At 67.1% G+C, this 13,952-nt stretch carries 10 protein-coding genes; 3 read left to right on the top strand and 7 right to left on the bottom strand.

Going from position 1 to position 13,952, the window contains the following annotated elements; genetic code table 11:
* Positions 1 to 620: 620 nt before the first annotated feature.
* Positions 621 to 2,501 (bottom strand): glycoside hydrolase family 5 protein, encoded by a 1,881-nt coding sequence (locus OG474_RS05670; RefSeq protein WP_405061130.1) that lies wholly within the window; start codon positions 2,499 to 2,501, stop codon positions 621 to 623.
* Positions 2,502 to 2,852: 351 nt separating this feature from the next.
* On the opposite strand from OG474_RS05670, the gene OG474_RS05665 reads away from it, so the two are divergent.
* Genes OG474_RS05665 through OG474_RS05655 form a run of 3 tightly spaced genes read left to right on the top strand, consistent with a single transcriptional unit; the run spans position 2,853 to position 6,351 of the window.
* Positions 2,853 to 4,577, top strand: coding sequence for a bifunctional metallophosphatase/5'-nucleotidase (locus tag OG474_RS05665; RefSeq protein WP_405061129.1), 1,725 nt, complete (start codon positions 2,853 to 2,855; stop codon positions 4,575 to 4,577).
* Between the two features lie 59 nt (positions 4,578 to 4,636).
* Entirely contained in the window at positions 4,637 to 5,140 is a 504-nt protein-coding gene (locus tag OG474_RS05660; RefSeq protein ID WP_405061128.1) for a SigE family RNA polymerase sigma factor, read from the top strand.
* Positions 5,137 to 6,351, top strand: a complete 1,215-nt coding sequence (locus OG474_RS05655) for a hypothetical protein (RefSeq protein ID WP_405061127.1) — start codon at positions 5,137 to 5,139, stop codon at positions 6,349 to 6,351. Before OG474_RS05660 ends, OG474_RS05655 begins: the two co-directional genes overlap by 4 nt.
* Positions 6,352 to 6,397: 46 nt before the next feature.
* On the opposite strand, the gene OG474_RS05650 is transcribed toward OG474_RS05655, so the two are convergent.
* The 6 genes from OG474_RS05650 to OG474_RS05625 all read right to left on the bottom strand — a co-directional run bounded on the left by OG474_RS05650 (position 6,398) and on the right by OG474_RS05625 (position 13,799).
* Complete coding sequence (locus tag OG474_RS05650; RefSeq protein ID WP_405061126.1) at positions 6,398 to 7,798, bottom strand: GH1 family beta-glucosidase; 1,401 nt, start codon at positions 7,796 to 7,798, stop codon at positions 6,398 to 6,400.
* A 77-nt stretch (positions 7,799 to 7,875) separates the two neighbouring features.
* Positions 7,876 to 8,886 (bottom strand): ABC transporter ATP-binding protein, encoded by a 1,011-nt coding sequence (locus tag OG474_RS05645; protein ID WP_405061125.1) that lies wholly within the window; start codon positions 8,884 to 8,886, stop codon positions 7,876 to 7,878.
* A 73-nt stretch (positions 8,887 to 8,959) separates the two neighbouring features.
* Entirely contained in the window at positions 8,960 to 9,988 is a 1,029-nt protein-coding gene (locus tag OG474_RS05640) for an ABC transporter permease (protein WP_405061124.1), read from the bottom strand.
* Position 9,989: 1 nt separating this feature from the next.
* Positions 9,990 to 10,970 carry an ABC transporter permease gene (locus OG474_RS05635; protein WP_405061123.1) on the bottom strand — a complete coding sequence of 327 codons (981 nt, stop codon included), beginning with the start codon at positions 10,968 to 10,970 and terminating at the stop codon, positions 9,990 to 9,992.
* On the bottom strand, positions 10,967 to 12,046 hold the full coding sequence (locus tag OG474_RS05630; protein ID WP_405061122.1) for an ABC transporter ATP-binding protein: 1,080 nt from the start codon (positions 12,044 to 12,046) through the stop codon (positions 10,967 to 10,969). Before OG474_RS05630 ends, OG474_RS05635 begins: the two co-directional genes overlap by 4 nt.
* Before the next feature lie 70 nt (positions 12,047 to 12,116).
* Positions 12,117 to 13,799 carry an ABC transporter substrate-binding protein gene (locus OG474_RS05625; RefSeq protein ID WP_405061121.1) on the bottom strand — a complete coding sequence of 561 codons (1,683 nt, stop codon included), beginning with the start codon at positions 13,797 to 13,799 and terminating at the stop codon, positions 12,117 to 12,119.
* Positions 13,800 to 13,952 lie beyond the last annotated feature (153 nt).

Here is a 13,952-nt window from a genome sequence, read left to right as displayed (position 1 = left end):
TGCAGACCGAAATGGCCTCGGCCGGGGGTGTGGGTTTGTGGTTGCTCGCCGCGACCGGCCGATCTGAAAGACAGCATGGCTGGGCGCCGCGGTGGCTGGGGTGGATGGCGAGGCCGGTTCCCGCGTTCGCGTTGCCTGTGGCTGGCGGGCTTTGGTTGGGGTCCGGGAAAGACGCCGGCGACCACGTTCCCGTCGCCTTCGGTTGCTGTCCTGTGCGGGCGATTTCGGGGGTTATCCGTTCAGGTTGCTCCTTCTCCGGGCGCCGGCAGGCGGGAGAAGGGGCGACTTCCGGGGGTTATGCGTTCAAATTACGCGCGGGGGGGGCTGCCTGGTTTCGTTAGCCGGTGGATTTTCGTCGCGGGGCACCCACAATCCACCGGATAGCGCGAGATCCTGCACCTCGGCCATAGCCCGGAGGCTGAGGCGACGGGGAGCGCGGTCGCCGGGCTTCGGTTGCGGTCCGGCTGTGGTTGTGGCCAGTTCTCGGGGGCGTGGAGGGTGCACGGTGGGTTTGAACAAGTAATGACCTGTTCGATCCCACCAGTTCCTGTTCAGCCCCCGGTTTTCGGCTCGGCCGGGGGACGTGTGCGGTGCTGGGCGCTGCGGTGGTTGAGGGGTGGTCAGGGGAGGGGGCGGCAGTTCAGGGCGTCGGGGGTGCCGGGGGAGGTGGGGCGGGTGGTGAAGGCTATGCCGGCGATGTATTCGTGGTCGGCGCATTGGCCTTTGTAGTTGGAGGGGGCGAAATCGCCGCCGTGGGCGGTGCCGCGGCTGTCGGAGCGGTCGAACCAGAGGGTGCGGTTGGTGGTGCCGAGGGATTGGGAGGTGGCGGTGCAGAGGATGGAGGAGAGCTTGGCGCGGCGGACGGCGTAGCCGGTGACGTAGTAGCCGGGGGCGCATTGGTACTTGGTGTAGCCGGAGGCCCAGTCGGTGGTGACGTGGCGTTCGTCGTACACGACTTCGTAGGGGCCGGACGCAACGGGTGTGCCGGAGGTGCAGAGGCCGCGGTTGGCGGTGTGGGAGATGCCGATCAGGCGGAGGCCGTCGGGGCAGGCGGTTTTGCGGGCGCCGTTGTCCCAGTCACCGGCGGCGCGCATCCGGAGGGATTGGATGAAGTCGCCGTGGTCGGGGCTGAGCATCTTCCAGACGGTCGACGACGGGATCGGCCCGGTGCGGGAAGGCGCGTTCATCAACCGGGTCCAGGCAGACGCGCGCCAGTCGTCGCCGTCGTACAGGCCCATTCGTTGGCCGGCGGAATCCCAGTGCAGCAAGGCCCAGCCGTTGCCGGTGCGGTTGGTGTGCCAGCCGACGAGCGGCCAGTAGGCGAAGTCGGCGTCGGTGCGGATGAGTTCGTCGACGAAGCGTTCGAACCAGGCGCGCGGCAGAGCACCGGTCTCCTCGCGGCCGCCGACGCCGAACTCGCTGATCCACACCGGCGCGGTGAAGTGTCCCTCCTCGCCGGAGACGAAGAAGGCCTGCCGGTTCAGCTCACTGACCAGGTCGGTGGGTGACAGATCCTGGTACCGCGGATCGCTCGTCTCACCAGTTCCCGTTGCACCGCTGTGCCGGGGACCCGTGTAGCCGTAGAAGTGAGCGGCGTACACGAGCTTGTTCGAGGCAACCAAGGTGTGGGAGAGCCCGCGGGTCGGAGTTAGGGTCGGCCGGTCGTGGGGGAAACCGTCGACCGGGATGCCGGTCCAGTTGATGCCTTCGACAACGATCAGCAGGTTCGGGTTGGCCTCGGTGAGGATCCGGTCGCCGAGATGTTGCGAGGCGGCGAACCAGTCGTGGTCGTTGCCCCAGCCCCAGTTCGGGTCGTCGAGGACATTCCGGCGTACCTCGTTGTAGAGGTCGGCGCCGACGACGCGGGGGTTGGTCTTGTAGCGGTTGACCATGAACAGCCAGTCGGTCTCCCAGGTGGCGGTTGACTGGCTCGTGTTCCAGCGCTCGTTCCCGTCCACGCCGCAGCACCACTTGGTGGTTGCGGTGTGGTTGTTCAGGATCACCGCGAAGCCTGCCGCGGTCAGCTCCTGTACGACGACGTCGTACACCTGCAGGGGAGTCTTTCCGCGCAGGCCCGGGTTCGCGGCGACAGCGGCGTCGGGGATCGTGACGGCGTCGTGGATCATCTCGTTCGAGAACTGGAGCCGGATGCTGTTCAGACCGAGCTCCGCGAAGCCGGAGATGATCGAGGCCATCGGGGCCCGGTCGAGGCCGAGTGGGATCCGGTTGCTGTTCTCACCGGCGTGGTGGTTGGCGTTGTCGGCCTGGTCGCCGGATCCGTTCCAGGTCCCGGAAGCACCGTGCCAGTTCCCGGACTTCAACCGGAACCGGTTCCCGTCCGCGTCGACGATCCACCGCCCCCGGGTGCTCAGGGGTGCGGTCCACCCACTCACCAGTTCGCGCACATGCCCCGCCGGAGCCGGTACGGCGGTTGCCGGGTTCACGGCCGTGGACACGATCAGCAGTACCGCGGTCAGAGCCGCCCGAACGATTCCGCGCATGGTCACCCGTCCCCAGATCGGTGCACTCGGAGCCCGCCATGATGACCGATCTGCCCCCGCCCGAACAGACCGAACCCCGAACTGTCGGAAACCCGTCGCGAACGACATGAGGTGCCTCGTGATTCGGCGTCCCGCAGGGGAACGGGCGCCGGGGTGATGGCCGGAGGCTTCGCGGGACCACCGGCCACCACGGGGTTATTGGATCAGATGGGGCGGGCGGTGGGGAGGGCGGTGGAGACGGTGGATTCTTTCGGGATTCGCCGACAGGCCGTTTGGTAGTGACATCTGGTTCATGATCGGGCACTCTCATTTTGTCGGAAAACGCTCGCCAAGACCGCCTTGGAGGCATTAATGCGCAAACTGACCGCGTTGCTGGCGACTGCAGTGGTGGGGGTGGCGCCCACTCAGGCTGTGGCGGCGCCCGATCCGGTGCCGGTTCAGCTGGTTTCGATCACCGACTTCCATGGGTATCTGCGGCCGCCGTCGGTAGCGGATGGCGGGACGATTGCGGGGCCGGACGGGAAGGCCCAGGTGGTCGGTGGGGCGGCGTACCTGGCGACGCATCTGCAGGGCATTCGGGCCGGGCATCGCAACTCGATTCTGTTCGCCGACGGGGACAACTTCTCCGGCTGGCCGTTCGAGGTCGACGCGCATGCGGACGAGCCGACGATCGAGGCGCTGAACGCGCTCGGGATCGAGTTCTCCAGCGTCGGCAACCATGAGCTGGACGTGTCGAAGAGCTTCCTGGTCGACCACATGACGCGCGGGAAGTGCTTCGGCAAGCCTGGCGTGGACAGCTGCTTCAAGGACTCGACCGGCCGCCGCTTCCACGGGGCCGACTTCGAGTTCCAGTCGGCGAACATCGTCGACGCGAAGGGCCGGCCGATCGTCGCGCCGTACACGATCCGTTGGGTCCGCGATCACGGCCGCAGTTACCCGGTCGGCTTCATCGGGCTGACCGTGCCGGACACGCCTGTCGGCAGTACGTCGTACCAACCGGATCTGAAGGCACTCGACCCGGTCGAGTCCGCGAACCGGGCAGCCGCCGAGCTGACGCGCAAAGGCGTGAAGGCGATCGTGCTGAACATGCATGACGGCGGCACCGACGCGTCGGCGACGTACGACAACTGCATCAACCCGACCGGCCCCGCGATCGACCTGGCCCGCAAGGTGACTCCGCAGATCGACGCGATCGTGACCGGGCACTGGCACGCGGCCTTCAACTGCAGCATCCCCGACCCGGACGGCAACCCGCGGCCGGTCGTCGAGGCGGCGAACCACGGACGCTTGATCAGCGAGATCAACCTGCAGCTCGACCGCCGGACCGGCGAGGTCCTGCGGGACCGGACCACTTCGACCAATCATGCGGTCACGCGCGACGTCACGCCGGATCCGAAGCTGCAGAAGATCGTCGACTACTGGGCGGCCGCCGGCGAGCGCAAGTACGCCGAACCGGTCGCCACCATCACCGGCGACTTCACCAGGACCGCCAACGCAGTCGGCGAGAGCACACTGGCGGATCTGGCGGCCGACGTACACCTCTGGACAGCCAAAAAGGCCGACCTCGGCCTGATCGCGGCCAAACCGGCGATCGGCTCGACCGCTCTCCGTCAGGACCTGATGGTTGCCAACAGCAATAAACCGGGCGACGCGGACGGCCGGGTGCTGCTCGGCGAATCGTGGGAGGCCTACGGGTACGGCAATCCCGTGCTCACCGTGAGCCTCACCGGCGCCGAGCTGGACGCCGTACTGGAGCAGCAGTGGCAGGGCAACAAATTCGCCCCGCTCGCCGTCTCCAAGAACGTCAGCTACAGCTTCGACGCGAGCCGCCCCGAGGGTGACCGGATCGACCCCAAAGACATCCAGATCAACGGAGCCTCACTGGATCCGGCCAAGACCTATCGTGTCGCCGCGCTCGCCTACACGGTGATCGGGGCCGACGGTTACACAGCGTTCAAGAGCTACTACCGCGACCCCGTCCGCACCGACACTGATCACGAGACCTTCGCGGCGTACCTGCGCGCCCACAAGGTCCTGACGCCCGCACCGCTCACAAGAGTGCTTCAAAAGGGCTGACAACCGTTGCCCCGGACGCTCCGTACTCATCGGTGACGGAACGAGTGAGGGGACAGTGGATGGCACGGGATGAGGAGTTCAGCGAGTACGTCGCTCAGCGGCGTACTCAGCTGCGCCGGATCGCCTTCCTGCTCTGTGGGGACGTGCACAAGGCGGAGGACCTGGTCCAGACGGCGTTGATGAAGCTGTACGCCGCCTGGCACCGGGTGCGGCGCGAGGGCAACATCGACGCCTATGTACGGCGGATCCTGGTGAACTCGGGGATCGACGAGAGCCGCCGGCCGTGGCGCCGGGAGGAGTCCGGGCTGGACGGGCTGGATCCGGCCGCCGAGGAAGGTCTCGCGGTCGAGGACCGCCGGGTGCTGCTCGAGGCACTGGCCGAATTGCCGCCCGGCCAACGCCGGGTGGTGATCCTGCGCTACTTCGTCGGCCTGTCGGTCGAGGAGACGGCCGCCGACCTCAACTGCGGTACCGGCACGGTGAAGAGCCAGAGCGCCCGTGGCCTCGCTCGACTGAACGACATGCTGACTGCCCAGTTTCGGGCTGTAGGAGGACACCGATGATCGACGAGCAGCAGCTCATGGACCGACTGACCGACGCCGCCGCCGCGCAGGACGACCTGCTGCCGCGCGCGCTGGCCGACGACCTGAACGCCGGCCGCCGACGCCTCCGCCGGCGCCGCTTCCTGGTCGCCGGTACGGCGGTGGTCGCGGCCGGTGCGGTAGCCGTCGCGACGATCGGCGTGAACGGCGTACTGAAGGACACCGCGCAGCTGGAGCCGCCGGTCGCCACCCAGCAGGCGCCGGTCAACACGCAGAGCGCCGAGGACGCGATCGTCAAGGCGCGCACTTCGGGATTCGACGCGCTGATGAAGAGCCTGCTGGTCAAGCACCTCGATCCGGCCAAGAAGCACCTGGACTTCAGCGTCGGGCCGTTCGTCGTTGGCTCCGACATCGGCGCCCATGGGACCGGACGGAAGGTCGGCTGGAACGTTGCCGGCGACAAGGGTCAGGGCATGCTGTTCGTCAGCCTCTTCCCGTACGCCAAGGGCGGTGACGTGTGCGGCGGCGACGGTCAGCCCGTCGTGACCTGCCATCAGATCACTCTGACGAACGGCCGGAAGGCGATGTTCGGCCGCGACGGCAAGGCGGCGCAGCTCAGCTACGTACAGCCGGACGGCGAGACAGCCTTCCTGTCGATCGATCCGCTGTTCGGCAACAACACGACGATCCCGGTGAAGAGGCTGGACATCACCGACGAGCAGATGATCGCCTGGGCCACCGACCCCAGGCTCAACCTTCCGCCGCTGTCGGCCGGCGACCAGGCGAAGGAGGACAAGCTGAAGGACTTCGCGCCCACCCGGGACCAGATCGTGCTGGCGACTGCTGAACGGATACCAGGCAAGTACGTCTCCAAGCGGTTGGACGACCTGCCGACCATGATCGAGGTCGTCCAGAACTGGAGCAGGGGTTCCACCACCGCGGAGGTGTCGGTCAGTGTCTACGCCGCGCCCGTGGCGATGCCGTGCGTCGACGCTCCGTCGGGTAAGAAGTGCCTCCCGGTGAAGCTGCCGAACGGCGGTCAAGGGGAGTTCTACGAGGCCCCGCACACCTACCAGGGCGGCCCGATGTACGAAATGCAGGCCGCCTTCACGCAGCCGGACGGCGACCAGGCCCGGGTGCGTGTTCTGTACCCGGGGAAGAAGAAGCCGCCGAATGCGATCACCAAGGAGCAGATCCTTGCTCTGGTGGCGGATCCGGCGCTGGATCGCTGACTGATCGTCCTGGGGTGGCGGGACATCCACCCCAGGACGCGGCGGGTCAGCTCTTGTCGCGGTGGCGTTCGACGAGTTCCTTCAGGTAGAGGGCGCTCTGCTTCGGGATCCGGGCCTGGGTGTCGTAGTCGACCCGGACGATGCCGAAGCGCTTGACGTAGCCGTAGGCCCACTCGAAGTTGTCGAGCAGTGACCAGGCCAGGTAGCCGCGGATGTCGGCGCCCTGGTTGATCGCGTCGGCGACCGCGGCCAGGTGGGTGGTGAAGTACTCGGTCCGGCCCTCGTCGGCGACGAACCCGTTCTCGTCCGGGTGGTCCTCGAACGCGGAGCCGTTCTCGGTGATCACCATCGGCAGGTTCGGGTAGTCGCGGGCGATGCTCAGCAGCAGGTCGGTGAAGCCCTCGGGGACGATCTCCCAGTCCATCGCGGTCTTCGGCCGGCCGAGCGGAACCGTCCGGCTGATCGGCAGGCCCTTCTCGTCGACCGTGCTGCCGTCCTCGGCGTACCCGCTGAACTTCTGGCTGAAGTAGTAGTTCACACCCAGTACGTCGATCGGCGCCGAGATCAGCTCGAGGTCGCCGTCCTGGACGGGGATCTCGGCGCCCTCGAGCGCGAGGTCCGCGACGATGTCGGCCGGGTAGCGGCCGTGCACGATCGGATCCAGGTAGATCCGGCGGCCCATGCCGTCGGCGCGGCGGGCGGCCTCGACGTCCGGCTCGGCGTCCGTGGCCGGGTACGCGGTGGCCACGTTGAGGGTGATGCCGATGTCGAGCTTGCGTGGCGAGGCCTCCCGCATCGCGGTGGTGGCCAGGCCGTGCCCGAGCAGCAGGTGGTGCACGGCGGCGATCGCGGCCGGGTACTCCTTGCGGCCCGGCGCGTGCAGACCGTAGGCGTACCCGAGCATCGCGGAGCACCACGGCTCGTTCAGCGTCGTCCAGGTGTCGACCCGGTCCTTGAGCGCCTCGAAGACGAGCATCGAGTACTCCGCGAACCGGTACGCCGTGTCGCGGTTCGGCCAGCCGCCCGCGTCCTCGAGCTCCTGCGGCAGGTCCCAGTGGTAGAGCGTCACCCACGGGTCGATGCCCTGGGCAAGCAGCTCGTCGACCAGCTTGTCGTAGAAGCCGAGACCGGCCGGGTTCACCGGGCCCTTGCCGCGCGGCTGCACCCGCGGCCACGCCACCGAGAACCGGTAGGTGTCGAAGCCGAGGCTCTTGATCAGCGCCACGTCCTCCGGCATCCGGTGGTAGTGGTCACAGGCGACGTCGCCGATGTCACCGTTGTCGATCGCACCCGGAACCGTGCAGAAGGTGTCCCAGATGGACGGCGTCCGGCCGTCCTCGGCGATCGCACCCTCGATCTGGTACGACGAAGTGGCGACGCCCCAGCGGAAATCGGTCGGCAGACCCGCGATCAGATCAGCCGCCCCCGAGACGGACGTTGTGCTCATAAAAATGCTCCTATGTCAGTTACGTCCGAAGGAACGTAGTACCACGTACTGCGTTCCTTCGGACGTTGGAGGATTGGTCAGCCGACCGGAACGCGGCCGGGGAGCCAGCAGGCCACGGACCGGCTGGGGTCGTTGCGGGCCGAGGGGATCCCGAGCAGCGGGATCTCGTCGGAGCAACGGTCGAACGCGTGCGGGCAGCGCGGGTGGAAAGAGCAGCCGGACGGCATCCCGCGCAGGTCGGGCGGCGAGCCGGGGATACCGGCCAGCTCCTTGCGCGGGCCGCGCAGCGCCGGGAAGGACTTGAGCAGTCCTTCGCTGTAGGGGTGCAGCGAGTCCTTGTACAGGTCGGCGGACTTGGCTTCCTCGACGATCCGCCCGCCGTACATGATCGCGATCCGGTCCGAGAACTCGACCAGCAGCGACAGGTCGTGGGTGATGAACAGCACCGAGAAGCCGAGCGTCTCGCGCAGTTCGACCAGCTGGGCGAGGATCTGCCGCTGCATGACCACGTCGAGCGCGGTGGTCGGCTCGTCCATGATCACGACCTGCGGCTCCAGTACGAGCGCCATCCCGATCATCACGCGCTGCCGCATCCCGCCGGACAGCTGGTGCGGGTAGGCGTCCATCCGGTCCGCGGAGATGCCGACAAGCTTGAGCATCTTCTTCGCCCGGTCGAGCCGTGCTTGCGGAGAAAGGTCCGGCTCGTGCGCCTTGATCACGTCGAGCATCTGGGTGGAGACCTTGTGGACCGGGTTGAGCGAGTTCATCGCGCCCTGGAACACGATCGACGTCTCGGCCCAGCGGAACGCGCGCAACTCCTGGTCGGTCAGCGCCATCACGTCGTACGGGTCGCGGCCCGGCGGGTGGTAGATGACCGAACCACCGCTGATCACCCCGGGGGGCGGCAGCAGCCGGGTGACGCCGTACGCGAGGGTGGACTTGCCACTGCCGCTCTCGCCGGCCAGCCCGAGCACCTCACCGCGGTGCAGCGTCAGAGTGACATCGCGAACCGCCCGCACGCCCTGCTCGCCCAGACCGTAGTCGACGTTGAAGTCCTTGATCTCCAGAACAGGCTCTTTCGCGTTCACTCCTCCACCTCGCTTCGCTCGGCTCCGTCATGAGCGCGGGGCGCTGTGCTTTTGGTTCTCTCGCTGCGCTCGTTCACGCGGCATCCTCCTTCTTCCGTACGACGGGAGTCGGAGCAACCGCCTTGTTGCCGAGTACCGGGGTGAAGCCGACACGCATCCGGACCGAGTGACCGTCCTTGGTCTTGATCCGGGTGTGACCGGCGCTCCGCAGCCGCGGGCTGACGAACTCGTCGATCCCGAAGTTGATCAGCGACAGCGCCGTACCGAGGATCGCGATCGCGAGACCCGCCGGGACGAACCACCACCATGCGCCCTGGGCGAGGGCCTGCTGGCTCTGCGCCCAGAACAGGATGGTGCCCCAGTTCCACTCGGAGATCGTCGAGATGCCGATGAAGGCCAGGGTGATCTCGGACATGACGGCGAAGATCACGGTACCGACGAAGCTGGAGGCGATGATCGCGGTCAGGTTCGGCATGATCTCGGCGGTGATGATCCGCCAGGTGCTCTCACCGGTCGCGCGCGCGGCCTCGACGTAGTCGCGCCGTCGCAGCGACAGCGTCTGGGCGCGGAGCACTCGAGCACCCCAGGCCCACGAGGTCAGACCGATGACCAGGGCAACCATCAGGTCACCCGCGCTCGGGATGGTCGAGGCGACGATGATGATCAGCGGCAGCGCCGGGATGACCAGGAAGACGTTCGACAGTGCGGACAGACCCTCGTCGGCCGCGCCGCCGAGGAAGCCCGCGCTGACACCGATCAGGACCGACAGCGCGGTCGCGACGATGCCGGCCAGCAGGCCGACGAACATCACGCCCCGGGTGCCGACGAGCATCTGGCTGAAGATGTCCTGGCCGAGGTGCGTCGTACCGAACCAGTGTTTGCCCGACGGGCCCTGGAGCGTGTCGTTGCTGCGTGCTCCCGCGTCGAACGGCGCGATCCACGGACCGATGATCGCGATCACGCAGAAGAACGCGAGCACGACCAGGCCGGTCGCGGCCTTCGGGTTGGCGACGAACCGCAACCGGCGCCGTTTGGCCGGGGCGGCCGCGACCTTGGGGCCGTCCGGGGTCATCGCGGTGATGGTGCTGGTGGGTGCGGACATCTCAGCCCTCCTTCCGGGTGCGGGGATCGAGCATCAGGTACGCGATGTCGGCGATCAGGTTCGCGACCAGGACGGACAGTGTGATGACCAGGAAGACGCCCTGCATCAGCGGGTAGTCCTTGGCGCCGACCGCCTGGTACAGGTTGTAGCCGATGCCGGGGTAGGAGAAGACGATCTCGACCAGCAGCGTGCCGCCGACGATGAAGCCGAGCGACAGCGCGAAACCGGAGACGTTCGGCAGCAGTGCGTTGCGAGCGGCGTAGCTCATCATCACGCGCTTCTCCGGCAGGCCCTTGGCGTGCGCGACGGTGATGTAGTCCTCGGAGGCGACCGTCACCATCATGTTGCGCTGGCTCAGGATCCAGCCACTCACCGAGGAGATCAGGATGGTGATTGCCGGGAGCAAGCTGTGCTGGATCGCACTGCCCATGAACTGGGGGTCCCATCCCGGCACCAGACCGGGCTCGTATCCACCCGATGACGGGAAGATGCTGTCCGGACCGGCCAGTACGGCGATCGCCAGCAGCCCGAGCCAGAAGTACGGGATCGACGACAGGAACGTTGTCACTGGCAACAGACCGTCCAGCCAGGAACCGCGTCGCCAGCCGGCCAGGATGCCGAGGCCGGTGCCGATCGCGAAACTCGCCAGCGTGGTCAGACCGACCAGGGCGATCGTCCACGGCAGGCTCTGCTCCAGGATGTCGAAGACCGGGGTCGGGAAGAAGTTGAACGAGATGCCCAGGTCGCCGTGGAAGATCTGGCCCCAGTAGTCGACGTACTGGCTCCACATACTGGCGTTCTTGTCCAGGCCGAACAGGACGTAGAGCGAGTGGATCGCTTCGGTGCTGAGCTGGCCCTGGTTCTTGGCGATCAAAGCGGTGACCGGGTCGCCGGGGATGAGCCGCGGGATGAAGAAGTTGATCGTCATCGCGGCCCAGGCGGTGAACAGGTAGAAGGCGATGCGCTGAAGCAGGAACTTCACTTCGCCACTCCTTCCTCGTAGAGCCAGCACGCGGCCCAGTGGTTCTGGCCGTCGGTGGGCCTGTCGTCAAGGATCGGCAGCTCGAAGCGCGGCGGCAGATCCGTCGAGCACTTCGGCATCGCGTGCACGCAGCGCGGGTGGAACCGGCAGCCGCTCGGCGGTGCGATCAGGCTCGGCGGCTCACCGCTGCCCTGGTCCTCCGGGGCGCGCAGGTCGCCGACCCGGTCCAGCCGGTCCGGGTCCGGTGCGCTCTCGATGAGCAGCCGGGTGTACGGGTGCGCCGGGTGCTGGGTGACGGTCTCGGAGTCGCCGCCTTCCACCATGCGGCCGGCGTACATGACCATCGTCTCGTCGGCGAAGTACCGGGCCGAGGCGATGTCGTGGGTGATGTAGAGGATGGCCAGGTTCAGCCGTTCCTTCAGGTCACGCAGCAGGTTCAGGACGCCGAGGCGGATCGAGACGTCGAGCATCGAGACCGGCTCGTCGGCCAGCAGCACCTCGGGATCGGCGCCGAGGGCGCGGGCGATCGAGACGCGCTGGCGCTGACCACCGGACAGCTCGTGCGGGAACTTGTCGAGGTACCGCTCCGGCGGCACGAGCTGGACGCGGAGCAGCAGGTCGCGCAGGTTCTCCTCGAGCTCGGCGGCGTTCTTGCCCGCCCGGCCGTGGATCTTGAGCGCGCGGGTCAGGTGGTACCGGATCGTGTGCGTCGGGTTCAGCGACGCGAACGGGTCCTGGAAGATCATCTGCACCCGGCGGCAGTACGCGCGGAAGGCGCGGCCGCCGTGGACCTTGACGGACTCGCCGCGCAGGCGGATGTCGCCGTCGGTGCGCTTGTAGAGCTGCGCGAGCAGCCGGGCCACCGTTGACTTGCCGGAACCGGACTCGCCCACCAGGGCGGTCACTCGGCCGCGGCGGAGCGTCAGGTTGAGGTCGTCGACCGCGTGGACGGCCTTGCGCTCGCGGGTGAACAGGTCACGCAGACCGCGCCGGACCGGGAAATGCTTGGTGAGGCCTTCGGCCTCGAGAACAACTTCAGGGACCACCGCTGGGGCCACCGGGTCGGTCACCGTCATGATCGAAAGACTCCTCGCATCGTGGCACCGCGGGCCGGGAGCGCCAGAGGCTCCCGGCCCGCGGTCCGCCTCACTGAGAGCCGGCAGGCTTCAGGTTCAGGACGATCTGCAGCGCGTTCTGCTGGGTGGGCTGCCCCGGCGCGTACGAGTTCTGCTCGTCCGGCCAGCCGATCCAGTTCTTCGTGCTGTAGAGGCCACCGACGTTGGAGGCCGAGGTCGGGATGACGGGCATCTGCTCGACCATGATCTTCTGCAGCGTGTTCAGCGCCGTGGTGCGGGTGGCGTCGTCGGTCGCGTTGGCGTACTCGTCCAGCGCCTTGGTCGCCTCGGGCGAGTTGAAGCGCCCGTAGTTACCGCTCGATCCACCCTTGCCGATCGGCTTCAGGATCTTGCCGTCCATGATGTTCTGGTAGATGTCGTACGGCGTCGCGCCGCCGTTCGTCCAGTGCATCGCGGCGTCGAAGTTGCCCTGGTCGATGTTCTTCGTCCAGGCGTCCTGGTTGGCCTTGTCGACGGTCGCCTTGATGCCGATCGTGGACAGGTTGTCCTTGATGATCTCGAGGTCGGTGACGTAGTCCGACCAGCCGGCCGGGTTGGTCAGTGTGATCGTGACCGGCTTGCCGGTCTTGTCCTTCAGGACGTCGCCCTCAAGCTTGTAGCCGGCCGCGGCCAGGTCGCTCTTGGCACCCTCGACGTCGACGGAGTGCTTCTTGTCCTTGAACTCCGGGGCGATGAACGACTCACCGGCCGGGGTCGGGATACCCGTGATCGACTCGACCTTCGGGTAGAAGTACCCGGCCTCACCCTGCATGAAGATGTCGTCGCGGTTGATGACCTTGTCCATCGCGCGGCGCAGCGCCGGGTCGTCGAACGGCTTCTTGGTGGTGTTGATCCACAGACCGTGGATGCCCAGGTTCGCCGGGAAGTACAGCTTGTGGTTCTTCGGGTCCTTGTCCTGGTAGACGGCCTTCACGTTCGGGACGAAGACGAAGCTCCACTCCGAGGCGCCGTTGGCCAGCGCGGTGGTCTGCGCGTTGTTGTCGTTGTAGGACGTGTACCGCAGCTCCTTGACCTTCGGGAGGTCCTGCCAGTACGAGTCGCGCAGCTCCAGCGTGGTGGTCTGCGGGGTGAACGACTTGATCTTGTACGGGCCGGTGCCGACCGGGTTCTTCAGGGCGTCCTGGGTCGGGTCCTTGATCGCCGACCACTGTGCCTTCTGGGCCACGAAGACGGTCAGGACCTTGTTCTGGTTGGTGAACTGCGACCGGGTGAAGGTCAGGTCGACCTTGTTGCCGGTCTGCGTGATGGTGCCGTACGGGATGGCGTCCGTGTTCAGCGCCTCGTGGTCCTTGCGCAGCTGGAACGTGTAGGCCACGTCGGCCGCGGTCATCGGCGTACCGTCGGACCACTTCACGCCGTCGCGGATGGTGAACGACAGCTTGGTGAAGTTGGCGTCCCACTTCCACTCGGTCGCCAGCCAGGGCTTGCCCGGCTCGGCCGGCTTGATGCCGTTGATCATCACCAGTGGCTCGAAGATCATCCACCGGTACCCGAGCGAGGCACCCGCGGAGGAGCCGAGGAACGGGTTGTTGTTGTCGGTCTGCGGCCCGTTCGGCATGCCGACGTTGAGCACGGTCGCGGCAGCGCCGGAACCGCTCCCGTTGGTCTTTCCGTCCCCGTTGTTGCAGGCAGCCAGCGTGGCTGCCGCGAGCAAGCCCGTCAGGGCCAGCGCGACGCTCCGTCGTGCTCGCATCGGTTCCTCCTGTGAATCTGTGTTTGGCGGATGGTCCACCCCTGAGCCTGGGTGGGCCAGTGCATCGTGGCGTGAAAGCGCTCTCATCGGAAGAGCGGACGCCTTAACGGATCGGTATCGAGGTGTTCACCGGCGGCGGAGCAGGGGCAGCTG

The organism is Kribbella sp. NBC_01505, assembly GCF_045040285.1.
Taxonomy (GTDB): domain Bacteria; phylum Actinomycetota; class Actinomycetes; order Propionibacteriales; family Kribbellaceae; genus Kribbella.
The sequence above is the reverse complement of the archived record's forward strand: the minus strand, read 5'-3'. Positions and strand labels throughout refer to the sequence as shown.

Bases quoted from the DNA above. Each gene is read 5' to 3' on its own strand.
- OG474_RS05660 (WP_405061128.1), top strand. From the start codon at position 4,637: ATGGCACGGGATGAGGAGTTCAGCGAGTACGTCGCTCAGCGGCGTACT.
- OG474_RS05670 (WP_405061130.1), bottom strand. From the start codon at position 2,501: ATGCGCGGAATCGTTCGGGCGGCTCTGACCGCGGTACTGCTGATCGTG.
- OG474_RS05625 (WP_405061121.1), bottom strand. From the start codon at position 13,799: ATGCGAGCACGACGGAGCGTCGCGCTGGCCCTGACGGGCTTGCTCGCG.
- OG474_RS05655 (WP_405061127.1), top strand. From the start codon at position 5,137: ATGATCGACGAGCAGCAGCTCATGGACCGACTGACCGACGCCGCCGCC.
- OG474_RS05650 (WP_405061126.1), bottom strand. From the start codon at position 7,798: ATGAGCACAACGTCCGTCTCGGGGGCGGCTGATCTGATCGCGGGTCTG.
- OG474_RS05630 (WP_405061122.1), bottom strand. From the start codon at position 12,046: ATGACGGTGACCGACCCGGTGGCCCCAGCGGTGGTCCCTGAAGTTGTT.
- OG474_RS05665 (WP_405061129.1), top strand. From the start codon at position 2,853: ATGCGCAAACTGACCGCGTTGCTGGCGACTGCAGTGGTGGGGGTGGCG.
- OG474_RS05640 (WP_405061124.1), bottom strand. From the start codon at position 9,988: ATGTCCGCACCCACCAGCACCATCACCGCGATGACCCCGGACGGCCCC.